The 26,792-nt window shown below is 64.7% G+C and carries 21 protein-coding genes and 2 pseudogenes; 21 read left to right on the top strand and 2 right to left on the bottom strand.

All coding sequences use genetic code 11. The features are described from left to right. The first annotated feature begins 22 nt into the window (after positions 1-22). The 9 genes and pseudogenes from I1A62_RS24580 to I1A62_RS24540 all read left to right on the top strand — a co-directional run bounded on the left by I1A62_RS24580 (position 23) and on the right by I1A62_RS24540 (position 8,970). Positions 23-1,006: a thiamine pyrophosphate-dependent dehydrogenase E1 component subunit alpha gene (locus I1A62_RS24580; protein ID WP_219460551.1), complete on the top strand. Its 984-nt coding sequence runs from the start codon at positions 23-25 to the stop codon at positions 1,004-1,006. Beyond that, positions 1,003-2,007: an alpha-ketoacid dehydrogenase subunit beta gene (locus tag I1A62_RS24575; protein ID WP_219460548.1), complete on the top strand. Its 1,005-nt coding sequence runs from the start codon at positions 1,003-1,005 to the stop codon at positions 2,005-2,007. Before I1A62_RS24580 ends, I1A62_RS24575 begins: the two co-directional genes overlap by 4 nt. After that, positions 2,000-3,349 carry a dihydrolipoamide acetyltransferase family protein gene (locus I1A62_RS24570; protein ID WP_257890911.1) on the top strand — a complete coding sequence of 450 codons (1,350 nt, stop codon included), beginning with the start codon at positions 2,000-2,002 and terminating at the stop codon, positions 3,347-3,349. The genes I1A62_RS24575 and I1A62_RS24570 overlap by 8 nt, the downstream gene beginning before the upstream one ends. A 68-nt stretch (positions 3,350-3,417) precedes the next feature. Further along, positions 3,418-4,476 (top strand): alcohol dehydrogenase catalytic domain-containing protein, encoded by a 1,059-nt coding sequence (locus tag I1A62_RS24565; protein WP_257890910.1) that lies wholly within the window; start codon positions 3,418-3,420, stop codon positions 4,474-4,476. Positions 4,477-4,510: 34 nt separating this feature from the next. Then, a complete protein-coding gene (locus I1A62_RS24560) occupies positions 4,511-5,548 on the top strand; it encodes a phosphotransferase family protein (RefSeq protein WP_219460546.1) in 1,038 nt (345 codons plus the stop codon). A 68-nt stretch (positions 5,549-5,616) separates the two neighbouring features. After that, positions 5,617-6,849 carry an acyl-CoA dehydrogenase family protein gene (locus I1A62_RS24555; protein ID WP_219460543.1) on the top strand — a complete coding sequence of 411 codons (1,233 nt, stop codon included), beginning with the start codon at positions 5,617-5,619 and terminating at the stop codon, positions 6,847-6,849. A gap of 137 nt (positions 6,850-6,986) precedes the next feature. Beyond that, positions 6,987-7,754, top strand: a complete 768-nt coding sequence (locus I1A62_RS24550) for an SDR family NAD(P)-dependent oxidoreductase (RefSeq protein ID WP_219460538.1) — start codon at positions 6,987-6,989, stop codon at positions 7,752-7,754. Positions 7,755-7,774: 20 nt separating this feature from the next. Beyond that, positions 7,775-8,692: pseudogene (gene lipA / locus I1A62_RS24545) on the top strand (lipoyl synthase); the annotation flags it as partial. A 41-nt stretch (positions 8,693-8,733) separates the two neighbouring features. Further along, on the top strand, positions 8,734-8,970 hold the full coding sequence (locus I1A62_RS24540) for a DUF3263 domain-containing protein (RefSeq protein ID WP_219460534.1): 237 nt from the start codon (positions 8,734-8,736) through the stop codon (positions 8,968-8,970). Between the two features lie 52 nt (positions 8,971-9,022). Here the strand turns inward: I1A62_RS24540 and I1A62_RS24535 are convergent, their stop codons facing one another. Then, the gene (locus I1A62_RS24535; RefSeq protein WP_219460532.1) at positions 9,023-10,528 is read right to left on the bottom strand and encodes a DHA2 family efflux MFS transporter permease subunit; all 1,506 of its coding nucleotides are present in this window, start codon (positions 10,526-10,528) and stop codon (positions 9,023-9,025) included. A gap of 80 nt (positions 10,529-10,608) precedes the next feature. Then, positions 10,609-11,277 (bottom strand): TetR/AcrR family transcriptional regulator, encoded by a 669-nt coding sequence (locus tag I1A62_RS24530; protein WP_219460531.1) that lies wholly within the window; start codon positions 11,275-11,277, stop codon positions 10,609-10,611. A gap of 16 nt (positions 11,278-11,293) precedes the next feature. On the opposite strand from I1A62_RS24530, the gene I1A62_RS24525 reads away from it, so the two are divergent. The 12 genes and pseudogenes from I1A62_RS24525 (at position 11,294) to cofC (ending at position 26,209) form a co-directional block, all read left to right on the top strand. Further along, positions 11,294-12,268, top strand: coding sequence for a branched-chain amino acid ABC transporter permease (locus I1A62_RS24525; protein ID WP_219460529.1), 975 nt, complete (start codon positions 11,294-11,296; stop codon positions 12,266-12,268). 11 nt (positions 12,269-12,279) lie between these two features. Further along, complete coding sequence (locus I1A62_RS24520) at positions 12,280-13,263, top strand: branched-chain amino acid ABC transporter permease (protein WP_219460527.1); 984 nt, start codon at positions 12,280-12,282, stop codon at positions 13,261-13,263. Then, positions 13,260-14,036, top strand: coding sequence for an ABC transporter ATP-binding protein (locus tag I1A62_RS24515; RefSeq protein ID WP_219460526.1), 777 nt, complete (start codon positions 13,260-13,262; stop codon positions 14,034-14,036). Before I1A62_RS24520 ends, I1A62_RS24515 begins: the two co-directional genes overlap by 4 nt. After that, on the top strand, positions 14,026-14,772 hold the full coding sequence (locus I1A62_RS24510; RefSeq protein ID WP_219460524.1) for an ABC transporter ATP-binding protein: 747 nt from the start codon (positions 14,026-14,028) through the stop codon (positions 14,770-14,772). Before I1A62_RS24515 ends, I1A62_RS24510 begins: the two co-directional genes overlap by 11 nt. Positions 14,773-14,825: 53 nt before the next feature. Continuing rightward, positions 14,826-15,983: an ABC transporter substrate-binding protein gene (locus tag I1A62_RS24505; RefSeq protein ID WP_219460523.1), complete on the top strand. Its 1,158-nt coding sequence runs from the start codon at positions 14,826-14,828 to the stop codon at positions 15,981-15,983. Positions 15,984-16,034: 51 nt separating this feature from the next. Next, on the top strand, positions 16,035-17,252 hold the full coding sequence (locus tag I1A62_RS24500; protein WP_219460521.1) for an acetyl-CoA C-acetyltransferase: 1,218 nt from the start codon (positions 16,035-16,037) through the stop codon (positions 17,250-17,252). A gap of 82 nt (positions 17,253-17,334) precedes the next feature. Then, positions 17,335-20,646, top strand: coding sequence for a protein kinase (locus I1A62_RS24495; protein ID WP_219460520.1), 3,312 nt, complete (start codon positions 17,335-17,337; stop codon positions 20,644-20,646). A 150-nt stretch (positions 20,647-20,796) separates the two neighbouring features. Continuing rightward, positions 20,797-21,705, top strand: coding sequence for an SDR family NAD(P)-dependent oxidoreductase (locus I1A62_RS24490; protein WP_219460518.1), 909 nt, complete (start codon positions 20,797-20,799; stop codon positions 21,703-21,705). Between the two features lie 12 nt (positions 21,706-21,717). Further along, the gene (locus I1A62_RS24485) at positions 21,718-22,548 is read left to right on the top strand and encodes a mycofactocin-coupled SDR family oxidoreductase (RefSeq protein WP_219460516.1); all 831 of its coding nucleotides are present in this window, start codon (positions 21,718-21,720) and stop codon (positions 22,546-22,548) included. Positions 22,549-22,633: 85 nt separating this feature from the next. Beyond that, entirely contained in the window at positions 22,634-22,933 is a 300-nt protein-coding gene (locus I1A62_RS24480; protein WP_308340780.1) for a WhiB family transcriptional regulator, read from the top strand. A gap of 113 nt (positions 22,934-23,046) precedes the next feature. Continuing rightward, positions 23,047-25,571: pseudogene (locus I1A62_RS24475) on the top strand (bifunctional FO biosynthesis protein CofGH). Continuing rightward, positions 25,568-26,209: a 2-phospho-L-lactate guanylyltransferase gene (gene cofC / locus I1A62_RS24470; protein ID WP_257890908.1), complete on the top strand. Its 642-nt coding sequence runs from the start codon at positions 25,568-25,570 to the stop codon at positions 26,207-26,209. The pseudogene I1A62_RS24475 and the gene cofC overlap by 4 nt, the downstream one beginning before the upstream one ends. Positions 26,210-26,792 lie beyond the last annotated feature (583 nt).

Below are 26,792 nucleotides of genomic sequence, written 5' to 3'. Positions count from 1 at the left end.
ACGAACCATGAAGGAGGCCACGATGGCATCGCCGCACAGCGAGCATCGGCCCGACAGCTCCGAGTCACCGACGGTGAGTGCGGAACTGATGCTGGACATGTTCACCGTCATCGCTCGTGCACGTGCTCTGGAGGACGCGGTTTCGGTTCACATTCGCGATCACGGATTCGCCGGCTTCTGGCACCCGGGTAAGGGGCAGGAGGGTGCGGTGGCGGGTGCTGTTGCCGCCATGGCACCCGACGATTACCTCTTCTACCAGGGCAGGGGTGCAACCTGGCCGCTCGCCAAGGGGATGGGTCTGGCCCCGATCATCGGCGATCTCCTGGGCAAGGCGACAGGGTCGACAGGCGGTAAGGGCGCCGGCGTACCCCACTGGGCCGATCCGGCTCTCGGCATCATGGGTGAAGGTGCCACCCTCGGGTCGGTGTACCCGGTCGCCGCCGGCGCGGCCCTCTCCGCCCAGTTGCGCGGCACCAGCCAGGTCGCACTCGCCGACTTCGGAGATGGCACCGCGGCACGCGGCACCTTCCATGAAAGCCTCCTCGAGGCCGCTCGCTGGAAGCTCCCGCTGGTCTACTTCTGCGAGAACAACGGCATCTCCGTGTCCACCACCTTCGAATCCGTCAGCCCGACCAAGACGATCGCGGAGCGTGCATCGGCATACGGCATTCCCGGTGTCCGCGTCGACGGACACGACGCAGTCGAGGTCTACGTCGCGGTGAAGAACGCAATCGACCGGGCCCGTGCCGGGCAGGGCCCGTCCCTCATCGAAGCAGTGGTCACCCGGGTTGGCGGCCACTGGGAAGGTGACGCGCAGAAGTATCGCCCGGCCGACTTCCTCGCCACCTACAACGACCCGCTGGAGGTCATGCGGAAGCGCATCGACTCCGGGACCGCCGACCGAATCATCGCCGCAGCAAAGACCGAGATAGCGCAGGCACTTATCGAGGCCGAAGCCGCCCCGCTGCCCGATCCCTCTGTCATCCTCAAGGACGTGTTCGCATGACCATCGCTACCCCCACGACAGGCACCGCAATCTTGAGCTACGAGGCCGCGCAGGGTGCGGCCATCGCCGAAGAGATGCGCCGCGATCCATCGGTCTTCCTCATGGGCCAAGACATCGCTTCGGGCGGATTCTTCGGTGGCACACGTGGACTCGTCGAGGAATTCGGGCTCGGCCGGATCCGCAACACCGGCATCACCGAGGCGTTCATGGTCGGCGCGGCTGCCGGTGCGGCCATGACCGGCATGCGGCCGATCGTGCAGCTCGGATTCGCCGACTTCAGCCTCATCGCAGGTGACGAGATCTTCCAGAAACTCGGCAAATGGCGCCACATGCACGGCGGCCAGTTCGAGCTGCCGGCCGTGATCATCATGCCGATCGGACCGAGTGGCGGCGCCGGCCCAGAGCACTCGGGCTCGATGGAGATGCTGCCGATGCACTTTCCCGGGCTGAAGGCCGTGGTGCCATCGAATCCGGCAAACGCCAAGGCACTCCTCAAAGCCGCGATCCGCGACCCCAACCCTGTGCTGTACTACCCCAGCAAGCAACTCAACTTCAAGCGCGGGGAGGTCTTCAACGACCCCGAATATGTGCTGCCACTGGGCAAGGCATCCATCGCACGCGAGGGCACGACCATCAGCGTGATCAGCTACGGCTGCATGGTTCCACGTGCCCTCGAGGCAGCTGCCGTGCTCGCCGCCGAAGGAATTGAACTCGAGATCGTCGACCTGCAGACACTGGTCCCACTCGATCGCGACGCCATTGTCAATTCGGTCGTCAAGACCGGACGCGCGATGATCGTGCACGAAGCCCCGCGGACCGCGGGCCCCGGTGCCGAAATCGCCGCGTTGATCCAGGAGCGATGCTTCTACTGGCTCGAAGCGCCCGTCGCTCGTCTCGGGTCCGTCGACGCTCCGATTCCCGCGAGCCGATTCCTCGAGGATCACTGCTTCCCGAGTGTCTCCGACATCGTCGAAACAGCCCGCCACCTAGTCCGTGACTGACAAATCGAACCACGAGGACCTTCTCATCATGCTCGAACTAACCGATGTTCACATGCCGCACATGGGCTCCGTGGAGTTCGCACTCTTGACCGAATGGCTGATCAAGCCGGGCGAGAATGTGCAGGAAGGCGATGCCCTGTGTGAGGTGTCGACCGACAAGGTCGATACCGAGGTGGAATCGCCCCAGTCCGGAATATTGATCAGCTACGTCGCTGCAGTTGACCAGGAAGTCCCGGTCGGTGACGTCATCGCCCGCTTCGCTCCGGACGACAGCGATCCCGAGCTGGTCGCGCGAGCCATTGCCGACGCGAACGGAGAGTCGATCTCTTCGGCTACTCCGAACACCGACGACCACAACACAATCGCATCGTCGCCGGCATCCGCGTCGCCATCCCCCGCCGGGGTAGCGGCGGCTCCGATGCCGGCCATCTCTACGCTCGAGGAATCGGCGCCGCCGACCGACTCACTCGTCCTTGCCGCATCGTGGATCACCCACGTCAACCGGCCTCCGGCGGGAGCGCGTCGGGGCTCTGCGGGTTCGTCGGCCGCGGAGCGTTCCGGTGAGCTTGCCAGCAAGAGCGGATTCCTGCAGACGCAGCAGGGTACGCCCGCGATTCCGCCGGGATACGAGAACGTCGCGTATACCGCGAGCGAACACACCCGGCTTCGGCGAGCGATCGCGAAAAACCTCAGCGAGTCGTGGAATACCGCACCCCAGTTGACGGCACAGGTGGATGTCGATTTCACCGCTGTGTCGGTGGCACGCGCGAAGATCAACCGTGACCGGACCGCGAGCGGTGAGGGCAAGCTCAGCTATCTGCCCTTCATCGCGGCGGCTCTCTGCCGTGCGATCGCAGCGCATCCCGTTGTCAACTCCACCTTCACGGAGACACATCTTCTCCAGTGGCAGACGGTGAATCTGGGCATTGCGGTGGACACCGCAGACGGTCTGCTGGTCCCGGTCATCCGCGATGCGCAACAGTTGTCGCTCGCGGGCCTCGCAGATGCGATCGTGACCGCGAGCCGGGCGGTGACGAGCGGCACGGGGAGGCCGGAAGACCTTGCCGGCGGGACGATCACGATCAGCAATTCCGGTAGCGTCGGCGGGGTGGTCTCGACACCGATCCTGACCAAGCCGCAGGTGGCATCCCTAGGGGTACCGGCCATCGTCCGCACGCCGGTCGCGCGGCGAAGTGCTGACGGCGCATCCGAGCTGCTCACGATCCGTCCGATTGCCCGCCTCGGGCTGACCTTCGATCACCGCGCGCTCGATGGTGCCGAAGCGCTGCGCACTCTCGTCGACGTGCAGCAGACACTCGAAAACTGGCCCGCGGAGGACTGATGACGCACGCGGACGGCGGTAGGGAAGGACGAATGATGAAGGCGGCAGTTCTTCGCCGAGGAGCCATTGTGTACACCGACGTTGCCGCACCGGCAGCCGGGCCCGGACAGCTCTTGGTCGCGCCGGTCGCGACCGGTGTCTGCGGGAGCGACCTGTCGGCGTGGCAGCACACCGACGACTTCCTTGCCGCCCACCGCGAAGCCGACGTGCCGGGCGAGTTGTTCGATCCGTGCGAGGATGTGGTGTTCGGGCACGAATTCAGCGCGCGTGTCGAAGCACTCGGCGAAGGCGTCACCGACTACCAGGTCGGTGACCTGATCGTGGCGCTGCCGTGGGTCATCACAGCCGACGGGGCGCCCCACACCGTCGGTTACTGCGATTCCTCACCTGGAGCGCTGGCGGAGACGAGCGTCGTGCAGGCCGGCGGTCACCTGAAAATCCCGGCGGGTGTCGATCCGGTCACCGCGGCGGTGACCGAACCCCTCGCTACCGGAGTCAACGCCGTGCAGCGGTCGGGGATCACGGCCGAATCGGCTGCAGTCGTCACAGGATGCGGACCGGTCGGTCTGGGTGCGATAATCGAGCTTTCCGTCCGGGGTGTGCACCCCATCGTTGCCTCGGACCCGTCGGGGAAGCGTCGAGAACTCGCGCTGGCCTATGGCGCCGACGTCGCCGTGAACCCGCTCGAGACGGATCCGATGACGGTTCTCGCCAAGGAACTCGACCCAACGGCACAGACTTTCGTGTTCGAGGCCTCCGGTGCTCGAGGCATCGTCCGGGAGTTGATGACCACCGCACCGAAGTACTCCCGGATCATGATCGTCGGTTCCGCCATGCGCCCCGAGACGATCCGACCGGTCGCGGGCATCCTGAGAAACATTTCGCTGGAGTTCGTGGGAGGCCCGGGACGCGGCGAGGCCACATATGGGGCGTTCGAGCGGACCTTCGATCACCTGATCAACGAGCGATTCGACCCATCCCTGATGGTGACCGGCTATGCCAGCCTCGACGCAGTCGAGGATGTCTTCGCTGCCCTTCGACCCAGCGACGGCAGCACGATCGACCACGTGAAGATCCTTGTGCGCAACGACCTTCCCGTAGGTACGGGAATCGTCCCCACCGGCTGAAAACTTCTTCCCTCCAACTCATATCGAGGAAATCATGAATCAAGTCGACGAGATCGCGCGATCGGCGCCCTTCAATCTGTCCCTCGTGCGGGCCAAGCTCGAGGAACTCTTCGAACTGGACCCTGCTGACGAACTCAGCGTTCGTCTTCTCGCCGGTGGAAGGTCGAATCTCACGTTCGAACTTGCCAGCTCGGGCCGCAAATGGATTCTGCGGCGCCCGCCGATCGGGCACCGGCTCGAAACTGCGCACGACATGAGCCGCGAGGTCGCCGTCCAGCGTGCGCTTGCGAACAGTCCCGTTCCTGTCCCGCGAATCGTGTTCGCAGACGACGATGCCGGCCACGCCGGCGGCAATTACTACGTAATGGACAAGATCGAGGGGGAGGTGCTACGAACCGACGGTGACTTTGCCGAGGTCGAATCGACACAGCGGCAGCCCTTGTCGTTCGCATACATCGATTGCCTTTCGGCGTTGCACACCCGCGACCACACTGCGCTGGGCCTGGGAACATTCGGTCGCCCAGCCGGATTTCTCGACCGACAGGTACGCCGCTGGACGAAGCAGCTCACGGCATCGAAATCGCGGGAGCTCCCACTACTCGAGCGGCTCGGACGACAACTGGGCGAGCAGGTGCCCGCGTCGTCGCAGTCGGCGATCGTCCATGGTGATTTCCGGTTCGACAACATGATCGCGCAGGTTGCCGATCAGCCTCGCATCGCCGCGGTTCTCGACTGGGAGATGTCCACGATCGGCGATCCGTTGACCGACCTCGGCCTGGTGCACCTGTTCTGGTCCGGGTGGGAGGGCATCGACAACCCGATCGCCGGAACCCCCTCCACACACGCCGCATACCCTTCCTTCGACGAACTCGTCGAGCGATACGCCAGTACGACCGGATTCGACGTCAGCGAACTGGGCTGGTACTCGAGCTTCGCGTTCTACAAGATGGCCGTCATCCTGGAAGGCATCCACTTGCGATTCATCAACGGCGAGACCGTAGGCGACGGCTTCGAGAACATCGGCACGATGGTCCAGCCTCTGGCCGAACGTGGTGTCGCGGCGCTGCCCTGACGGGTTCGCACGCCGTCGAATAGCTGAGCCGCGTTACGTCGGCCGAGAACCAAAAACATAGGACTGACATGGATTTCACCTTCGACCCGACAACCACCCAGTTGCGTGATCGGGTCTCCACATTCATGGACGACTTCATCTTCCCCGCCGAGAAGCACTTCCATGACAACCCCGCTGCGGGTGACCTGCAGTGGGAGCGCCCTGCGATCATGGCGGACCTCAAGAAGGAAGCCAAGGTGCAGGGGCTGTGGAATCTGTTTCTCCCACACGATCCCCGCGGCGCAGGGCTGTCGAACCTGCAGTACGCTCCGATTGCGGAATTGACCGGCTGGAGCCCCGAGGTGGCGCCGGAAGCATTCAACTGCAATCCACCCGACACTGGGAACATGGAACTTCTCTGCCTGTTCGGGACAGAAGAGCAACAGCAACGGTGGCTCGACCCGCTTCTCGACGGCTCCATCCGATCCGCCTATTGCATGACCGAGCCGGATATCTCGTCGTCGGATCCGTCGAACCTGACAACCACTGTCACCGATGACGGCGACCACTGGGTCGTCAACGGCCGCAAGTGGTGGTCGACCGGGGCGATGAGCAGTGCGTGCGGGCTTTTGGTCGTCATGGGTGTATCGGACCCAGGCGCGGACCCACGGTCCCGCCACAGCCTCGTGCTCGTCCCGCGCGAAACGCCAGGCGTGACGTTCGAACGGGGCCTGTCCATGTTTGGCTTCACCCACGGAGCACACGGCGGGCATGCGGAGGTGCGGTTCGACAACGTGCGAGTGCCCAAAGAGAACCTGCTCGGCGAACGCGGTCGCGGGCAGGCACTGGCGCAGGCCCGGCTCGGACCCGGCCGCATCCACCACTGCATGCGCATGATCGGCATGGCCGAGCGTGCGATCGAGCTGATGTGCCGCCGGGCCAACGAACGGACAGCTTTCGGCAAGCGGCTCGCCGATCAGGGCATCATCCAGCACTGGATTGCCGAATCACGGGTGAAGATCGATCAACTCCGACTGTTCGTGCTGCGGACCGCGTGGCTGATCGACACCGTCGGTGCGCGGGAAGCGCGGTCCGAGATCTCGGCGATCAAGGTCGCCGCACCCGACGCCGTCAGCTGGGTTCTCGACAAGGCGATCCAGGTTCACGGTGCCGGCGGCATGACACAGGACCACCCCCTCGCGATGCTCTGGGCTCAGGCCAGGACGATGCGCTTCATCGATGGCGCCGACGAAGTCCACCGGATGGTGCTGGCCACCCGGGAACTGCGTAAGCACGCCACCCCGTCCGCCGTGCGTTCCTGACCCCAACCATCGGTGCCGGTGAGGGAATCCGATGCGGGACCCGGCACGGGGACAGGGGATCGCGATCGGTTCTTCACGCACCGGGCCCAGCCGCCTGATTCAGGCAAATAACAAACATAGAGCAGGAGAAAGAAACGTTGAAGATCGCAGATTCCGCCGCCGTGGTCACCGGAGCCGCCTCGGGCCTCGGTGCCGCCACCGCCAAGCGCCTCGCCGGCGCCGGCGCCACCGTGTTCGGACTCGACCTGCAGCAGTCGATCGAGCGCGCCGGGAACAACGTCCCCGATGGTGTGACCCTCCTCGCGACCGACGTCACCAGCGGCGACGAGGTTCAGGCCGCGATCGAGAAGATCGTGGAATCGGTTGTGCCGCTGAGGATCGCCGTCAACTGCGCCGGTGTCGGCTGGGCGAGCCGGATCCTGTCGAAGAAGGGTCCGCACGACCTGGAGTTGTTCCGCACCGTGATCACAGTCAACCTGCTCGGCACGTTCAACGTGATGCGCCTGGCCGCCGACGCGATATCCAAGACGGACACGGTCGACGAGTCCGGGCAGCGTGGCGTCGTCATCAACACCGCCTCCGTCGCCGCGTTCGAGGGCCAGGTCGGCCAGATCGCGTATTCGGCGTCGAAGGGTGGCGTGCACGGGATGACGGTCCCCGCCGCCCGCGACCTCGCGCAGTTCGGGATCCGCGTCAACACCATCGCCCCCGGAATCGTCGACACCCCGATGCTTGCCGGCGTCACCGACGAATACCGCCAGGGCCTCGAGGCCGGTGTCCCGTTCCCGTCGCGGCTGGCCCAGCCCGCCGAGTACGCGCAACTCGCTCAGATGATCGTCGAACACGACTATCTCAACGGCGAGACCATTCGTATGGACGGTGCCCTCCGCATGGCACCTCGATAGTCCGTTAACGAGGTGCAGGAATGAAATCGGAACACAATTTCCCCGAGGCGAACGGTCGGAAGCTGCTCCGCCTCGAGGTCCGGAACGCGGAGACTCCGATCGAACGCAAACCGAACTGGATCAAGACGAGAGCGAAGATGGGCCCGGAATACTCCGAGCTCAAGGGCCTCGTCAAACGCGAGGGTTTGCACACCGTCTGCGAAGAAGCCGGCTGCCCCAACATCTACGAATGCTGGGAAGACCGCGAGGCGACGTTCCTCATCGGCGGCGAACAATGCACCCGCCGCTGCGACTTCTGCCAGATCGACACCGGCAAACCCACCGACCTCGACCGGGACGAGCCCCGCCGCGTCGCCGAATTCGTGCAGGCGATGGGACTGCGGTACTCCACCATTACCGGCGTCGCCCGCGACGACCTCCCCGACGGCGGCGCCTGGCTCTACGCCGAAACGGTCCGCCAGATCCACCAGCTCAACCCCGGCACCGGCGTCGAGAACCTCATCCCCGACTTCAACGGCAAGCCGGACCTGCTCGCCGAGGTCTTCGAGTCCCGCCCCGAGGTCCTCGCCCACAACCTCGAGACCGTGCCCCGCATCTTCAAGCGGATCCGCCCCGCGTTCCGCTACGAACGCTCCCTCGGCGTGATCACCGCCGCCCGCGACTTCGGGCTGGTCACCAAGTCCAACCTCATCCTCGGCATGGGCGAGACCCCCGACGAGGTCCACCAGGCGATGGAAGACCTGCACGCCGCCGGCTGCGACATCCTCACCATCACCCAGTACCTGCGCCCCTCCCCCCGGCACCACCCCGTCGAGCGGTGGGTCAAGCCCGAAGAATTCGTCGAGCACTCGAAGGCCGCCGAGGAGATCGGCTTCGCCGGCGTCATGGCCGGACCGCTCGTCCGCTCGTCGTACCGCGCCGGTCGCCTCTACACCCAGGTGGCGCAATACCGTATGTCGCACATGAAGGAGCCTTCGTCATGATGAACGACTCCGTTATCGAGGACGCGCAGATCCTCGAATTCGCACGTCGATGGATGCCATACGGCGGGGGAAACTCAGGCGATCTACTCGTCGAGTTCGGCATGACGCCAGCCGGATACAGAGATCGGCTGCGACGAATTCTCGATGGACCGGTCGGCCGCCGACTCGAGCCCACCCTTCGCGCGCAACTGACCGAATATGTTGCCATGCAGTCACGCCGCCGAGGCAGGTAATTATCAACGATGCGAAGTGGGAGGGGGCGGCGTGCCGCCCCCTCCCACTTCGTCAATGGACGCTCGGGGCGCCTTCGACGACGCGCCCACGCTTGATTCCGATCGACAAGACGGCGCCCACGAGTGAGACGCCGGCGCCGACCCACATCGTGGTGTGCATGCCGTGCATGAAGGCGGTCTCAGTTGCTGTGTGCAAGGCCGTCACTGTCTGCGGCGTCATCTCTGGGGTAAGGGGGGTAACGCCCTGCGCGACAGCCCGCACGGCTTCACCCGACACGTCACCGACAACTGCGTCAGGGACACCGTTGTCTGTCATCGCGGTAGTGAAGCTGTCGGCGACGGCGAACGCCATCACCGCACCGAGCACGGCAGTGCCGAGGATGCCGCCGATCTGCAGTGACGTTTGGTGCATGCCGGCGGCCGGCCCGGCGTCGTCGACAGCCGCGTTGCCGAGCACCGCTTGAACCGACGATGTCATGACCAAGCCGACGCCCAGTCCGAGCACCGTAAAGGGGACGGCGAGCGAAAGGTAACTTCCATGCGGATCGACCCCGGTGAATAGGGCGAATCCAACTGCACTGAAGAGCATTCCACCGATAAGCGGCAGTCGTGGGCCGAATCGATCGATGATCCATCCGCTGCTACTCGCGGCGACGACGTTTGCGATGCTGAGCGGCAAGATGTGCAGTCCGGCGGTCATCGGTGAGTCGCCGTTGATCTGCTGGAGAAACAGGAGGACGAAGAAGAGGGACCCGACGAGAGAGAAGAACGAGATAATGGTCAACACTACGCCGAGGGTGATCGAGCGGTCGGCGAAGAGGCGCAGGGGAATAAGGGGATCGACTGCGCGTTTCTCGGCGAAGACGAACGCGGCGCCTGCGACGATCCCGGCAGCCAGCAGGGTGAGGACGACGAGGTTCGTCCAGCCGACCTCCGGCGCCTGGATGAGGGCGTAGGTGATGGGGAGCAATGCGGCGGCGAGTAGAACGCTGCCGGCGAGGTCGAAGGGCGTCGAGTCGACGTGTTGGCGTCTCGGCAGGACGAGCAAGCCCACGACGAGCGATGCGAGCGCGATCGGGACGTTGATCATGAACGCCCATCGCCAGCTCGTGTGTTCGATGAGGAATCCCCCGAGGAGAGGTCCTGCTGCCGAGGATGCTCCGATCAGAGAGGCGAACAGCGACAGTGCCTTCGGGAGGGTTTCGGCAGGAAAGAGAGCGCGCAGAAGGGCGAGCGCATTGGTGATGATGAGGGCGCCGAACAGGCCTTGCCCGAGTCGGCCGGTGATGACCATCGTCACCGAGGGCGCGCATGCTATGGCGGCCGAGGCGGCACCGAATCCGACGATTCCGAGGAGGAATACCGTCCGTCGACCGAATCGATCGCCTAGTTTTCCTGCGAGCACCAAGGTTGCGGCCATCGCCAGCAGGTAGATATTCGTGATCCATTGCAGGCCAGAGAGGCTGGCACCGAGATCATGGGCGAGTATGGGGTTCGCAACCGCGGTAATGGTTCCGTCGAGTGAGACGATCAGGACGCCGAGCGCGATTGCGATCATCGCAACCCAGGGGTTGGTTCGTGGGAATGGTTCTGACGACGGTGCTGGTGTCGAGGGTTCGGTGATGTTTCCCGTAGTTGTCACGCGGGTCTTGACTTCCTTGTCGGGTTCTTGGAGGGGGGTGTCGTGGTGGTGTGGTGGCCGCCCGCGGATTCGAGGGCGGGGAGAAGTGTCGCGATGCAGGTGTCGAGCTCCTGGATGAGCATGGGGACGGTGCCGGAGGAGCGTCGCCATCTGAGGAGCGCGACGCGGGATGCTCCCGCGAATGCGGCGACGGCCAGACGGGCTTTGAGGTCAGTGTCCGGGTGGAATGCCGGACGTGACTGGAGGGCAGCGACGAGAAGTTCTTCTTGCTGGTAGCCGCGTCGGAGGTTGGCGGCCAGCAGCCCGGGGTGGGTCTCGATGAAAGTGTGGAGGGCGAGGTATGTCTCCGACTCTCCAGATGTTTCGAGCCAGGCCCACGTGTCGGCAAGGGCACGTCGAAGGCTGGTCAGTGGCGGTTCGTCAGTGGGACGGGTGCTGACACTTTCGAGGAAACGGTCGTCGAGGTCGGCGAGATAGCCGAGAGCCAGGTCTTCCTTTGTGGGGAAGTAGCGGTATGTCGTCCGTGGTGAGATCTCGGCCGCCTCTGCGATGCCTTCGACGGTGACGCCGTCGAATCCGCGTGCGAGGAAGAGCTCTACGGCAGTGCGGGTGAGGATTCGGCGGGTCCGCGTTGCGTTGCGTTCGCGTCTTCCGGGGGCAGCCATGTCACAGATATTGGCAGTGACTGCCAATAATGGCAAGTTGGCGGTGGAGGCAGTCGTTGACATGGCATCGGCGACCGCCTACATTTCCCAACCAAGCACTTGTTCAATTAGGAGTCGAGTGGATACCTTCGTCGCACTGGCGTTCAGCGCCGCCGCTTACGGCGCCGTTCTGGCCCTGGCAGCGCTGGGCTTTCTAGTCCTGTACAAGGCAACGGGAGTCGTCAACTTCGCACACGGGGATCTGATCACATTGAGCGGCTATGTTGCTCTCTGGTTCATCACCGATCTCGGCTCTGCCCCGGTTGTGGGTTATCTGCTCGCGGTGATCACGATGGGACTGATCGGAATGGGGCTCGAACGGGTCGCCTACGCGCCGCTACGGCGGCGGCCGCATCTGATCGTGCTCATTGCCACCCTCGCCGCCGCACTCGTTATTCGCGCCTTCATCTCTTTGTGGCAGGGGAGCGCGCCGCAGCGCCTCCCGTCGCCGGTGGACGGCGCAGTAGTCACCGTCCTGGGCACTCCCATCGCCGCTCAACGGATACTCATCATCGTCGTCGCGCTCGTCTGCATCGCAGCAGTGATCCATGTCTTCGGTTACAGCAGCTTCGGACGACAATTGCGGGCCTTGGCGAGTGACCGGGAGACCGCGGAGCTCTATGGTGTGCGGACCGCACGGATCAGCCTGGCGGCGTGGGGTTTGTCGGCGGCGCTCGCAGCGCTGGCCGGGATCCTGGTTGCCCCGCTGTCGAGCCTCGACCTGAATTTCGGTTTCACGATCATGTTGGCGGCGTTCGCGGCCGCGGTCCTCGGCGGATTCGGCAACCTCTGGGGCGTGCTGATCGGCGCGTCGGCAATCGGGGTGATCCAGTATCTCATCGGAGGTTATGTGCTCCACGACTACGCATCGATCCTGCCCTACGTCGCCATGCTGGCCATTCTCGGACTGCGACCGCAGGGGCTTCTCGGCCGAACGGCGGCCCGCTTGTGAAGGCACTCGAGTTGGCGAGATCGGCCACCAGCCTGTACAAACGCGGTCAGTACGCCACCCTTTCGGCGGTCGTGCTGCTGGCGCTGCTGTGTTCACAGGTCGTCAGCAAGGGCAGCTCCGCCAACCTCCTGAACCTCTGGCTCGTCTACTCGATCGCCGCGCTCGGGTTCTACTGGATCTTTGCGCTGGGTGGCAGGTTCGCGTTCTCTCAGACATTCATGATGGCGCTCGGCGGCTACACCACCGCATTCTTCGACCGCAACGGTGTCGGATTTCTCGGCTGCGTGCTCGCTGCACTGGTCGTGACCGCCGTGGCCGCGCTCGCCGTCGGGACCGTGTTGTGGCGGACGGAGCACTTCTATTTTGCGCTCGGCACCTTGGCCGTCACCGAGATCGGCGTTGTGCTGTTCGGCAAGACGTCATCTTTCACCGGGACCAACGGGAATATCACCGGCATCAGCTACCCGGTCTTCTTCGGACACGAGCTGAGGACCGATGGTGAAGTCTTCTGGCTCCTCGCGGCTGTCCTCACCGCGTTACTGCTTCTGACAATCTGGATCTCACGATCGCCGGTCGCCCGCGACCTCACCGCGGTGCGGGACATGCCCACGGTGTCGAAGACACTCGGAGTATCCGTCGATCCACTACGTATGACGACGTTCGTCACCGGCTCCGCCGTCGGCGGCCTCGCAGGGGCCCTGATCACCCACTGGCAAGGCTTCATCGGAGTCGACTCATTCGGATTGAACCTCGGAATCGGCCTGTTCCTCATGGTCATTCTCGGCGGCCTCGCGTCCCATTGGGGGGCGCTCGTCGGCGCAGCGTTCTACGTCGCGGTACCCGAGCTGCTCTCGGGTCTGCAGCAGTACATGTCCATCCTGTACGGAGCGCTGCTGCTGGTCATCATCCTGATCTTTCCCAGCGGTCTCATCGGTCTCGCCGACACGATCACCCAGTGGCGGCGGACGAGTCATCCGCGATCGGCGGCATCATGACGACCCACGGCGAGGGCATCGCAGTGCACGATCTCTCGGTCCACTTCGGCGGGGTGACCGCTGTCGACCAGGTCAGCTTCGAGATAGCCGCGGGGGAGATCGTTGGCCTGATCGGGCCCAACGGCAGTGGAAAGACGACCCTGCTCAATGCTTTGACCGGGGTCGTCCCCGCGTACGGCACCCTCACCGCCGGCGGTCGAGCGATCAAGCTCGGTCGCCCGTCGCATTCACGACGAGCGCGACTGATCCGGGTCTTTCAGGCTCCGCAACTCTGTCCGAATCTCAGCTGCGTCGAGAACGTGATGCTCGGTGCGGCCGAACCCGGTGGCCGCACCCTCGCGTCGGCGTGGTTTCGGCGACCGGCCATGTGGCGTCACGAAACCGGCCGACTAGCTGACGCCCGCAGCCAACTCGCGCGCGTCGGCCTTCCCGGGGCCGATGCGCGTCCGGCAGGCCAGCTCACGTACGGAGAACAACGACTGTTGGAGCTGGCACGTGCTCTCACCGGCGCGCCGCGGGTCCTCATGCTCGACGAGCCCAGCGCCGGACTCAACGACGCGGAGACCCGCAATCTGCACGATCTCCTGATACAGATCAGGAACGAAGGGACCACGATCCTCGTCGTCGATCACAAGATCGACTTCATCGATTCGCTCTGTGACCGCATTCTCGTCCTCGAGGTCGGTCGGCTGATAGCCCAGGGGATCCCGTCGCAGGTGTGGGCCGACGACCGCGTCATGGACGCTTACCTGGGAGTGGCACATGATGCTTGAAGTGTCCGGACTCGACATCCGATACGGGGCGACGCACGCGGTCCGCGGCGTCGACTTCAGCATCGACGTGAACGAAACAGTCTGCCTGCTCGGACCGAACGGCGCTGGAAAATCCTCCCTGCTCCGGAGCATCTCGCAGCTGGTGCCCTACGAAGGATCGATCCACTTCGATGGGCAGCGAATCGACAATCAGACGCCGGCAGACCTCAGCAGAGCCGGCCTGATACACGTACCCGAAGGTCGACACATCTTCCCAACCCTGTCGGTCCACGAGAACCTGCAAATGGGCGCGCACGCCCGGGCCGGGAGACCGAAGGGGTATGGCTACGACGACGTCTACACCCTCTTTCCCGCACTGGCGCGGATGCGAAAACGGCAGGGCTACGCTCTGTCCGGTGGCGAACAGCAGATGGTGGCGCTCGGTCGCGCACTTGTGGCGTCGCCCCGCCTACTCCTACTCGACGAACCCTCGCTCGGGCTCGCTCCAGCGATTGTCAGGACGGTCTACAAGGCGTTGAGGGAAGTCGCCACCCGAACGACCATGCTGCTGGTCGAGCAGAACACCTCTGATGCCCTCGCGTTGGCAAGGCGCGGATACGTACTCGCCGACGGCCGGTTCACGATGCAAGGTGACTCCGCGGAGCTGGCAGACCGAAGCTCAGTCCTTGCAAGCTATCTGGGTCAATCAGATGCCGAATCGAGATCAGTCTCGAAGTCGTCGCCGACTGACAAGTAGAAGGAGTTCATATGAAATCACACAGTGTTCGGTGGCGTCTCCGATCGAGCTGGATGATTGCACCGGCAGCGGCCCTGATGCTGGTGACTGCCGCCTGCAGCTCCGAGGGATCCTCGACGTCCGGTGGCCCGGAACAGGCGACCGTCGTGGGGCTCATCGAGATCAAGGGCGACTCTCCGAACGCGTTGAACGATTACAACAACGGCGCACAGATGGCCGTCGACGCGATCAACCGAGCCGGGGGCGTCCTGGGAAAGCCAATGGACTACCGAAGGATTCCCGCGTCCGTCACGGATCCGCAGGCCGCACGAACGGCCTTCCTCAAGGCAGTCGACGAGAACCCGAGCGCGATCATCGGCTTTCCCGGGGGCGGATCTTTGGAGGCCCTCACCCGCGATGTCGACTCGGCGGCGATCCCGATGATTCACATCAGCAGCGACGGCAAGCTTGCCCGAGGTGCCGAGGCCGGAAGCGAATGGCTGTTCTCGGTCAACCCCGATGACACCGCGCGTGCAACGAACGCCGTTTCCCTCGCGAGCAAGCTGGGTGGGAAACGGATCGGCATCGTCGCCACTGACGAGACCTTCGGCAGGGTATCCGCAGAGAATTCGATCGCCGCGATCGAAGCGGCTGGACTCGAGCTGGGCACGGTCCGCTACGTACCACCGACGGTGACCGACCTTACCGGAACGATTCTGGATCTGCGGGACTCGGATGTCATCCTGTCGTGGACCTTCCCGAACGTGCTTGCACTGCAGCTCAATCAGATGGCACAGAACGCCATCGACACGCCGGTCATTACGGGGAACTCGGGTCCACTGGTGACCGCCGGTAACCTCGCTGACGAGAACGCACGGCGTCCCCTGCACGCCGTGACACCGTGCGCCCCGGCAATCGGGGACAGTGCAGCCGGACGCACGTTCGCTGCCGACTACCAGGCAAGGTTCGGCGCAACCCCGACGGCTTCCGCGACGCAGGTCTACGACTCCGTTCGATTGCTCGCGGCTGCGATGGAATCCGCCGGAACGGTCTCGGACCACGATGCCATCGCCGACAGCTTGCGAGCGATCGAATGGGACCAGGGTGCCTGCGCCGCGATGTACAGGTCCGACGGTGCACAGTTCCTCGGCCATCAGATGGTCGCCGAGGCGTTCGCGGGCCCGGGGACGATCGTCGATCGCTACGATGTCGCGCCCTCGGACGAACGGTAACGCCCCCGATCCTCATACGTACATCCACCCAATTCGACAAGGAGTTATTTCATGCCAGAGGCAGTCATCGTCTCCGCGGTCCGCTCACCGATCGGCCGCGCCGGCAAAGGCTCGCTGCAGAGCATCCGCCCGGACGAATTGGCCACGCAGATGGTCGCGGCGGCGTTGGCGCAGGTGCCCGCACTCGACCCTGCGGAGATCGACGACCTCCTTCTCGGGTGCGGCCAGCCCGCGGGCCAGTCGGGCTTCAACATCGCCCGCGTCGTCGCGGTGGAGCTGGGTTACGACTTCCTGCCCGGCGTCACCGTGAACCGCTATTGTTCGTCGTCGCTGCAGACCACCCGCATGGCGTTACACGCGATCCGTGCCGGGGAGGGCGACGTGTTCGTCTCCGCCGGGGTGGAGTCGGTGTCGAGTTTCGTCACCGGCAACGCCGACGGCCTGCCGAACACCAAGAACGAGCGGTTCGCCGAAGCCCAGGGGCGCACGACCGAGTTCGCGCAGGGCGGGCTGCAATGGTCCGATCCGCGCGAACAGGGGCTGCTCCCCGATGTCTACATCGGGATGGGGCAGACCGCGGAGAACGTCGCGTCGGCGACGGGGATCTCCCGCGAGGAGCAGGACCGCTGGGCGGTGCGCTCGCAGAACCGCGCTGAAGAGGCCATCAAGAACGGCTTCTTCACACGGGAGATCACCCCGGTCACCCTCCCCGACGGCACCGTCGTCAACACCGACGACGGCCCCCGCGCCGGCACCACGTACGAGGGCATCAGCCAGCTGAAGCCGGTGTTCCGGCCCGACGGCACCGTCACCGCCGGCAACGCGTGCCCCCTCAACGACGGCGCCGCCGCGCTGGTCATCATGTCCGACACGAAGGCCAAGGCGCTCGGGCTGACGCCGCTGGCGCGAATCGTCTCCACCGCGGTGTCGGGGTTGTCGCCGGAAATCATGGGCCTGGGACCGGTCGAGGCAGTGACGCGGGCGCTGGACCGGGCGGAGATGAGCATCAGCGACATCGACCTGTTCGAGATCAACGAGGCCTTCGCCGTTCAGGTCCTCGGTTCGGCCCGCGCACTGAAGATTGACGAGGACACCCTCAACGTTTCCGGCGGCGCCATCGCCCTCGGCCACCCGTTCGGCATGACCGGCGCCCGCATCACCACGACTCTGCTGAACAACCTGCGCACCCACGACAGGCAGTTCGGCGTAGAAACCATGTGCGTCGGCGGCGGCCAGGGCATGGCCATGGTCCTCGAACGGCTCAGCTGAGGCGGCAAGCCGGCCCCGTGATCTATACCCACTCCCTCTACAGGCGATATCGTGAGACGGCAGCGTGTAGAGGGTGAAGTGCATGGTCGATCCGCAGGAGACACAGCGTGATGTGACGTCGCCCGTGGCCGACGAGCTCGAGGCCGTGGGGTTCGCGGACGCAGTAGAGATCGGCCACGGGGGTTTCGGCGTCGTGTATCGCTGTGAACAGGTGGGGCTCGACAGGACCGTCGCCGTCAAGGTCCTGACGGCAGACCTCGACGAAGAGAACCGCGCCCGGTTCTTCCGTGAACAACGGGCGATGGGCAGGCTGACCGGTCATCCCAACATCGTCAATGTGCTCCAAGTCGGCGCGACGGACAGCGGGCGGCCATACATCGTGATGCCCTACCACCCGCAGGAGTCCCTCGACTCTCAACTACGCAGATCCGGACCCCTCAGCATCTTCGACGCACTTCGCCTCGGTGTGAAGACGGCAGGGGCACTGGAAACCGCGCACCGACTCGGAATACTCCATCGCGATGTGAAACCGGCCAACATTCTCCTCACCGACTACGGGGAACCCGCACTGGCAGATTTCGGCATCGCGCACATTGCGGGCGGATTTGAAACCGGAACCGGAACAGTCACCGGATCGCCGGCGTTCACCGCCCCGGAGGTACTTCGCGGAGACACCCCCGGTGCAGGCTCGGACATCTACAGCCTCGGAGCGACGCTCTTCTGTGCAATCACCGGACATGCGGCGTTCGAACGCCGCAGCGGTGAACAGGTGATCGCCCAGTTTCTCAGGATCACCACGCAACCGGCGCCGGATCTGCGGGAGCACGGCATCCCGGACGCGATATGTGCGGTCGTCGAACACGCGATGGCGGGCGACCCGTCGGAGCGCCCGATGTCGGCAGCCTCGTTCGGAGAGGAGCTTCGTGAACTTCAATCTGCTTGCGGATTTCCGGTCGACGACATGGCGCTGCATGCCGATGCGAGGGCCACTACGAAACGTGAAGGCAGCCACGCCGGCGCTGGTGAACGGACACCTGGAAGCCCGAACAGTGACCGGGCTGATCACAGCTCCCCGAGAAGCGTTCGAACAGCACCGCCCCTCCGCAATCCTCGGGGAAATCTCCCGCTCGAGTTGACGAGTTTTGTCGGCCGCCGATCGGAGCTGGCGGAAGTCAAACGACTCCTCTCCACCACGCGGCTGTTGACGTTGACCGGATTGGGCGGTGTCGGCAAGACTCGGCTGGCGCTGCGAGCGGCAACGAACACCAGGCGAGTATTCGACGACGGGGTGTGGCTTGTCGAGCTCGCGGAGCTTCGGGACGGATCACTCGTCGCCGACGTGGTCGCGGCTGAATTAGGGCTGCGCGATCAGTCCGCCCGGCCGACGGAGGACGTTCTCGTCGACTTCCTCGCGACGCGGAAGGCGCTCCTGGTGCTCGACAATTGTGAGCAGGTGGTGGCGGCGGCCGCGCAATTGGTGGAGACGCTGCTTCGCCGATGCCCCGACATTCGGGTCCTGGCGACCAGTCGCGAAATCCTCGACATCAGTGGCGAGGCATCGTTTCGTGTTCCCCCGCTCACGGTCCCCGGTACCGGCCACGAGCCGACCCTACGCGGAATGCCGCAGTACGACGCGATCACTCTCTTCGCCGACAGAGCTGTTGCCGCCGTCCCAGACTTCGAACTCACCGAGGACAACCAGTCGGCAGTTGCCGAAATCTGCCAGGAACTCGACGGTCTCCCCTTGCCGATTGAACTGGCCGCCGCGCGCCTGCGCGCGATGTCGGTCGATCAGGTCCGCGAACGACTCAGCGGAAAATACGATGTGCTCTCGCGCGGCAGCAGGGACGCGCCCACACGACAGCAGACGCTACGATTCTGCATCGACTGGAGCTACGAGCTGTGTACGCCCGCCGAACAGCTGGTGTGGACGCGGCTCGCGGTCTTTGCGGGGTCATTCGAGCTGGACGCGGCCGAGTGGGTCTGTAGAGAGGATCTGCCCGCAACCGACTTCCTCGATGTCATCACCTCCCTCGTCGACAAGTCGATACTCATTCGCGAAACAGTGGACTCGGTTGTGCGTTTCCGACTGATATCGACCCTGCGCGACTATGGACTCGAGAAACTCTCGGCTACAGACGATTACATGACACTGTCCTGTCGGCACCGAGATTGGTATCGACAACTCGCGTCCGGCGCGGAATCCGATTGGATCAGTTCACGACAACTGGCATGGATCTCCCGGTTGAACCGCGAACGCCCCAACCTCAGACGTGCGATGGAGTTCTCGCTGTCCGAATCCGCAGAGCCCGCAATGGCATTGCAGATCGCAACCGCTCTCTTCCTGTTCTGGTCCTCGGGGGGTCTGTTCAACGAGGGGCGCTACTGGTTCGACCGGATACTGTCCGACCAGAGCGGCGAACCGACTTCGGAACGAATCAAGGCACTGTATGCCGACAGTGTGCTGGCAGAGGTACAAGGCGACCTGCCCGCAGGGACCGCCCTCGTCGAGGAGGGGCATGCGGTTGCAGCGCAACTGGCCGACCCGCTCGCTCACGCCCTTATCGCTCACGCCGAGGGACTGTCTGCCCTCTTCGGCGGTGAACTGGCACGGGCATGCACACTCCTCGAAGACGCGCTGCACGTCTTCGGAGAGCAAGCGCCGCTGTCCTTGCAGGTCGGTGCGTCGTACGTGCTCGGGTGGGCATACGGAATGCGCGGTGACAACGACCGCGCGATCGAATACTTCTTCCTGGTCCGCTCAATCACGGAACCCCGAGGAGAAGTCGTCAACCGTTCCTACGCGCTGTGGGCGATGGGCGTGGCAGAGTGGCGGCGAGAAGCCTCGGACACCGCCGTGGAACTCCTCAGCCGCAGCCTGCAGTTGGCACGGGCGGTGCCTGATCCACTCACAGGGGCAACCTGTCTGGAGGCCCTCGCATGGGTCGCAGGCGGACGCAAACCCGAGCGGGCCGTGACCCTCATGGCGGCCGCCGAGAACCTCGTCCAGTCCGTCGGTAGCTCCACCGTGATATTTCCCGATCTGCGACGTCACCACGACGATTGCGTCCACCGTAGCCGTGAGGTGTTGGGCGACCGCCGTTACGAGTCCGCCTGGAAGACGGGTGCATCGATGTCCTTCGACTCAGCACTCGCCTATGCGCTCGGCACGAGTGCACCCAAGCGGTCCGAAACCGGCCAGGAGGAAGTGCTCACTAAACGCGAACGTCAGGTAGCGGACCTCGTGGCGCAGGGCATGACAAACAAGGAGATCGCCGCACAACTCGTCATTTCCCAACGCACCGCGCAAGGTCACGTCGAGCACGTTCTTGCCAAACTCGGGTTCAACTCACGAGCCCAGATCGCGGCCTGGGTGACCGAACGCCGGCGATAAGGCGACGCGTTCTTGACTTCCGTGCACCGAGTCGTAAGCTACCTCTGTAGCAAGCGATTGCTTGGTATTGTCGTACCTGGCGAGGCCACCGTCGTGACGGACCAGGCTGCATCGCGGGGCGCTGAACGCTACTTCCGTGAAGGGAATGAGATGAACACTCGCGTTGCCGGTCCGGGGAGCGGATCCCTGTTCGTCACTGGCGCGTCCAGCGGATTCGGTGCACACGTCAGCGCCATGATGGCGGCGAGAGGGCACCAGGTCGTCGCCTCCATGCGCGATGCGTCCAAGTCCGACTACCTGTACGACCTGATGGGTCGCTACGGCGCGGAGTCGAGTCGCCTCAGCGTCATCGAACTCGACGTGACGTCGTCAGAATCACGGGAAAACGCCGTCGAGTACCTGAATGGCTTGGCGCGCCCACTGGGGACGATCCTCCACTGCGCGGGCTACACAACGGCGGCGTTCTTCGAAGATCTGCCCTCGGAATCCATTCGCGATCAGTTCGAGACGAACTTCTTCGGGGCCGTCGAGCTGACAAAATTGCTTCTTCCGGGTCTGCGGAGCCGCCGCGACGGGACGATTGCGGTCATATCCTCGAACGCCGTCAACATCGCACATCCGATGTATTCCATCTACGCGGCAAGCAAGTGGTCCCTCGAGGGCTGGGCCGAGGCACTGTCGATCGAACTGGCCCCTTTCGGAGTCGACGTCCTGATCCTCCAGCCAGGAAACCACGACACCCCATTTGCCTCCAATGTTGTGTCGATCAGTCCCGAGTCCAGTCCATATGCCGGACTGCATGCGGCCGCGATGGGGAAGTTGCAGTCTCTCGGAGACCGCGCACGCCCCACCATCAAGGCTGCGACGGAAATCTGTAATGCCTTGGAAGCAGAGACGCGTCCGCTGCGTCTGCGTCTCGGAAACGACGACAAACTGATGGCTGCGCTGGCTCGCTGGGCACCATACGGGGTGCGCAGGCGCATCGTCGAACGCATCACCGGACTGTCCAGGGGCGCCCTCTCCGCGGAGCCCCCGTCGGCAACGTCACACCTACGATGAAATAGGGAAGTCATGAGTGTAACTGGAAGATTCGATGGACAGGTCGCTTTCATCACGGGCGCGGCCCGCGGTCAGGGGCGCAGTCACGCGGTACGACTCGCCGCCGAGGGTGCCTCCATAATCGCCGTCGACATCTGCAGGCAGATCGACAGCGTGCCATATGGAATGGCCACCCCCGAAGATCTCCGCGCGACCGTTTCCCAGGTCGAGGGAGCCGGCGGCAAGATCTACGCCGCGGTCGCCGACGTCCGCGATCGTGCCGCACTGGAAACCGCACTCAATGAGGGGGTCTCGCGCTTCGGTGTCCCCGGTATCGTCCTCGCCAATGCGGGAATATCACCCCAGCGCGCATCCGAGCCAGACCCACAACAGGTGTTCATCGACACGATCGAAACGAATCTGGTGGGAGTCTGGAACACCCTCAGCCTCGTGGCACCGATGATGATCGAGCGAGATCGAGGCGGCGCCATCGTGATCACCAGTTCCGCTCAAGGTCTTATCGGACGCGGAGGTGATGGTTCCGGCGCAGCAAGCGCCTACACAGCGAGCAAACACGGCGTCGTCGGCTTGATGAGATCGTTCTCAGCCTGGCTTGCTCCGCACTCGATCAGGGTCAACACGATTCATCCGACCGGGGTCCGGACCGCGATGGTCGAGCACGACGACATGATGGCCTGGGTGGCGGTCGACCCCGACCGTGCCGTGACCATGTCCAATCCGATGCCCATTGGCATGGTCGACGCCTCCGACGTCACGGAGGCGGTGCTCTATCTCGTCGGCGAATCCGGGCGGTACATCACCGGTGTGACGCTGCCCGTGGACGCGGGCTTCACCAGTAAGTAGGACACGGCCGTTTCGGACAGCTCCACCGCGGGATTGATCAGGACCTACCGACAGGAGAGAGGGAAAACGATTGCCAGCACTGACGGTGCGCCTTCCGGCGCCGATCGCCGAAGCGTGGGACTGGCAACTGGCCGCCGCCTGCCGGGACGCTGACCCCATGGTCTTCTTTCATCCCGACAACGAGCGAGGTGAACCACGCGCGAGCCGAGTGCGTGCGGCCAAGCGCATCTGCCGAGGTTGCCCCGTGCGGGCTCGGTGTCTGGGTTACGCACTCGAAGCCGGAGAACACCACGGAACCTGGGGCGGATACACCGAAGACGAACGACGAACACTCCAACGACAGGCCACGCAGTATGAGCGCGATCGGGGTGCGTGCGCTACCTGACGGCGTGACACTCTCACGTTCTCAGCGACGAGACTGAGGCAAAGTGGTTCGAGAACTCGAGCGGCGAGCCCGAAATAGGACAGGTAGGACCTGAGTTGACCGAGACTCGACCAATGGTCATCGACGCCCCGACGCCGTCTGCGATGCGGCGGGTGTTGCGGCGGGCGCGGGACGGTGCCACGTTGAACGTGGACGAGGCGGCGGTGTTGTTGCAGGCCCGTGGCGAGGATCTGGTGGATTTGTGTTCGTCGGCGGCGAATGTGCGTGATGCCGGGTTGCTGGCGGCGGGTCGGCCGAGGGTGGTGACGTATTCGCGGAAGGTGTTCATCCCGTTGACCCGGTTGTGCCGGGACAAGTGCCATTACTGCACGTTCGTGACGGTGCCGGGCAAGTTGCGGGCCGAGGGGCGCGGGGCGTATCTGGAACCGGACGAGGTGCTGGAGATCGCCCGGCAGGGCGCCGAATTGGGCTGCAAGGAGGCCCTGTTCACATTGGGTGACCGGCCGGAGGATCGGTGGCCGGAGGCGAAGCAGTGGCTCGACGAGCGGGGCTACGACTCGACGCTGGACTACCTGCGGGCTATGTCGATCCGGGTGCTCGAGGAGACCGGGCTGCTGCCGCACCTGAATCCGGGCGTGATGAGCTGGGAGGAGATCTCCCGGCTCAAGCCGGTGGCCCCGTCGATGGGGATGATGCTCGAGACCACCTCGACCCGGTTGTTCACCGACAAGGGCGAATGCCATTACGGCAGCCCGGACAAGGATCCGGCGGTGCGGTTGCGCACCCTCACCGACGCCGGCCGGCTCAGTGTGCCGTTCACCACCGGGATTCTGGTGGGCATCGGCGAGACGGTCCGGGAGCGGGCTGAGTCGATCATGGCGATCCGGAAGTCGCACAAGGCGTTCGGGCACGTCCAGGAGGTGATCGTGCAGAACTTCCTGGCCAAGCCGGACACCGCGATGCGCGATACCCCCGACGCCGGTCTCGAGGAGTTCACCGCGACCATCGCGGTGTCCCGGTTGCTGCTGGGCCCGGGGATGCGGATCCAGTCGCCGCCGAATCTGGTGTCGACCACCGAATGCGCCGCTCTGCTGGGGGCGGGCGTCGACGACTGGGGTGGGGTCTCGCCGCTGACCCCGGACCATGTGAACCCGGAGCGGCCGTGGCCGAACCTGGACACCCTGGCCGAGATCACCGCGGCCGCCGGGTTCGAACCACCGAGCGCACGGCGGCGCAGCCGCAGTTCGTGCTGGCCGGGGCGCCGTGGATCGATCCGCGGATCACCGGGCACGTGCAGGCCCTCGCGGACCCGCAGACCGGGTTGGCGAAGCTCGATACCAGGCCGGTGGGGTTGCCGTGGCAGGAGCCGGACGAGTCGTGGGAGTCGGCGGGGCGGGTGGACCTGAACACCGAGATCGACACCGACGGCCGCCACACCGACACCCGCAGCGACCTGGGCAGCGCGTTCGGGGACTGGGAGACCGTCCGGGAGCAGGTGCTGGAGTTGTCCGGCCCGGTGCGGGTGGACACCGACGTCCTGGCGGCGTTGCGCAGCGCCGAACGCGACCCGGCGGGTCTGTCGGACGACGAATATTTGGCGTTGGCGACCGCCGACGGTCCGGGACTCGAGGCGGTGGTCGCGTTGGCCGATGCGCTGCGCAAGGACGCGGTCGGGGACGAGGTCACGTATGTGGTGAACCGGAACATCAACTTCACCAACATCTGCTACACCGGGTGCCGGTTCTGTGCGTTCGCGCAGCGCAAGGGGGACGCGGACGCGTTCACCCTGTCCACCGGCGAGGTCGCGGACCGGGTGTGGGAGGCGCACGTGGCGGGGGCGACGGAAGTGTGCATGCAGGGCGGTATCGACCCGGAGTTGCCGGTGACCGGGTATGCGGATCTGGTGCGGGCGGTGAAGAAGCGGGTGCCGTCGATGCACGTGCACGCGTTCTCGCCGATGGAGATCGTCAACGGTGCGTCGCGGGGTGGGCAGAGCATCCGGGACTGGTTGACCGAACTGCGGGAGGCGGGTCTGGACACCATTCCGGGGACGGCGGCGGAGATCCTCGACGACGAGGTGCGGTGGGTGCTGACGAAGGGGAAGTTGCCGACGGCGACGTGGGTGGAGGTGGTGACCACGGCGCACGAGGTGGGGTTGCGGTCGAGTTCGACGATGATGTACGGGCACGTCGACAACCCGAAGCATTGGGTGGGGCATCTGCGGGTGCTGTCCGGGATTCAGGACCGCACGGGTGGGTTCACCGAGTTCGTGCCGTTGCCGTTCGTGCATCAGAGTGCGCCGCTGTATCTGGCGGGGGCGTCGCGGCCGGGTCCGACGAACCGGGACAACCGGGCGGTGCACGCGCTGGCGCGGATCATGTTGCACGGGCGGATCCCGAACATTCAGACCAGCTGGGTCAAGTTGGGGGTGACCGGCACCCAGGTGATGTTGCAGGGTGGGGCGAACGATCTCGGGGGCACGTTGATGGAGGAGACCATCTCCCGGATGGCGGGTTCCGAGCACGGATCGGAGAAGACCGTCGAAGAACTACGGGCCATCGCCGAGGGCATCGGCCGCCCGGCCCGCGAACGCACCACCACCCACGCACGACGACACGCTCTGCCGGCACTGTTATGAGCACGAACGGGTTCGGTGGCTATGCGGTGGTGGTGCCGATCAGATCATTGAAGACGGCCAAGAGTCGGCTTCGGACACGATCCGACACCATGCGTTCGGACCTCGCGTTGGCGTTCTTCCTCGACACGATCACCGCTCTCGAACGCAGCACCGAGGTGGAGAGGATCGTGGTGATCTCACGCGACGCCATTATCCAGGCGTGGGCTCGGGGACGGTGCGACATCGTTCCCGACGGTGAGACGGGTCTCCCTGCTGCGATAGACTGCGGTATCGAAAGGATCCGAAGGATAAGCCATTCCGGGCCGGTGGCCGTCGTCCTCCCGGACCTGCCCTATGCGACCGCTGACTCGTTCGACATGCTGTTCGACTCTGCACGTGAACACCTGCGGGCCTTCCTGGCTGACGCCACCGGCACCGGCACAACATGCGTGACGGCAGCATCGATCGAGGCGGTGGTGCACCGTTTCGGACTGAACTCGGCGCGAGCGCATGCCGAGGCCGGCCTTGCAGCACTCGATGTTCCAGTGTTCAACTTGCGCAGCGACGTAGACGTACTCGACGATCTTCGCCAACCGCACGCGCACAGCCCGGGTGACGCAACCAATGAGGTCCTGAATCGCTGGCGAGTACCCGCTTAGTACTGTTCTCGCTGGCTTCGACCTGGCATTCCCTGCGGGACAGAACCTGCCCTCTGCCGTGAACTTTCGTGAGCCGAGCTGTCACGGCCCCGGGGGCTCTCCGACGCCCTCTGAGGCGTCAGAAATCCGTGAATGCTTCGGCGGCATGCCCTCGCTGATCCCGCGAGTGCAGCGCGCAGGGCTGGACGAGCGTAGGAAGCAAATGGGATACACGTGTAACACTTACGGCGCGGCGATACAGGCCGCCGGTCGTGCAGATTGCGACGGTCGCACGCGGCGTTGGCCAGCCGGCGTTGCTGGTTGTGTTCGACGAGTTGACGTCAAGTCTCGACAGCCGCACCGCGACCCCAGGACGACTCGGTACACCGATTGACGATCCGTGACCGGCTGGCTGGACAGCTCGCCATTCTCGCTTCGAGTCGGGATTGTCTTGTCCGGCCTCGTGGCGGGATCACAGGCATGGCTGGGCGCGCGTCCGGTCAGCGAAATGAACGTAGACGCGGCGCGATGACACCGCCGGCGTTGTCGGCAATCAGCAGGACGTCTTGCCTGCGGGCCTGACGTGGTCGGATCGACCCGAGCC

This window comes from Rhodococcus sp. USK10, assembly GCF_019378875.1.
GTDB lineage: Bacteria > Actinomycetota > Actinomycetes > Mycobacteriales > Mycobacteriaceae > Rhodococcus_F > Rhodococcus_F pseudokoreensis.
This window is presented reverse-complemented; position numbering and strand designations above follow the sequence as displayed.

Excerpts from the sequence above, each read along its gene's own strand:
- I1A62_RS24580 (WP_219460551.1), top strand. The coding sequence starts at position 23 with ATGGCATCGCCGCACAGCGAGCATCGGCCCGACAGCTCCGAGTCACCG.
- I1A62_RS24540 (WP_219460534.1), top strand. The coding sequence starts at position 8,734 with ATGATGAACGACTCCGTTATCGAGGACGCGCAGATCCTCGAATTCGCA.
- I1A62_RS24515 (WP_219460526.1), top strand. The coding sequence starts at position 13,260 with ATGACGACCCACGGCGAGGGCATCGCAGTGCACGATCTCTCGGTCCAC.
- I1A62_RS24560 (WP_219460546.1), top strand. The coding sequence starts at position 4,511 with ATGAATCAAGTCGACGAGATCGCGCGATCGGCGCCCTTCAATCTGTCC.
- I1A62_RS24510 (WP_219460524.1), top strand. The coding sequence starts at position 14,026 with ATGATGCTTGAAGTGTCCGGACTCGACATCCGATACGGGGCGACGCAC.
- I1A62_RS24555 (WP_219460543.1), top strand. The coding sequence starts at position 5,617 with ATGGATTTCACCTTCGACCCGACAACCACCCAGTTGCGTGATCGGGTC.
- I1A62_RS24530 (WP_219460531.1), bottom strand. The coding sequence starts at position 11,277 with ATGGCTGCCCCCGGAAGACGCGAACGCAACGCAACGCGGACCCGCCGA.
- I1A62_RS24505 (WP_219460523.1), top strand. The coding sequence starts at position 14,826 with ATGATTGCACCGGCAGCGGCCCTGATGCTGGTGACTGCCGCCTGCAGC.
- I1A62_RS24575 (WP_219460548.1), top strand. The coding sequence starts at position 1,003 with ATGACCATCGCTACCCCCACGACAGGCACCGCAATCTTGAGCTACGAG.
- I1A62_RS24495 (WP_219460520.1), top strand. The coding sequence starts at position 17,335 with ATGGTCGATCCGCAGGAGACACAGCGTGATGTGACGTCGCCCGTGGCC.
- I1A62_RS24485 (WP_219460516.1), top strand. The coding sequence starts at position 21,718 with ATGAGTGTAACTGGAAGATTCGATGGACAGGTCGCTTTCATCACGGGC.
- I1A62_RS24490 (WP_219460518.1), top strand. The coding sequence starts at position 20,797 with ATGAACACTCGCGTTGCCGGTCCGGGGAGCGGATCCCTGTTCGTCACT.
- I1A62_RS24500 (WP_219460521.1), top strand. The coding sequence starts at position 16,035 with ATGCCAGAGGCAGTCATCGTCTCCGCGGTCCGCTCACCGATCGGCCGC.
- cofC (WP_257890908.1), top strand. The coding sequence starts at position 25,568 with ATGAGCACGAACGGGTTCGGTGGCTATGCGGTGGTGGTGCCGATCAGA.
- I1A62_RS24535 (WP_219460532.1), bottom strand. The coding sequence starts at position 10,528 with ATGATCGCAATCGCGCTCGGCGTCCTGATCGTCTCACTCGACGGAACC.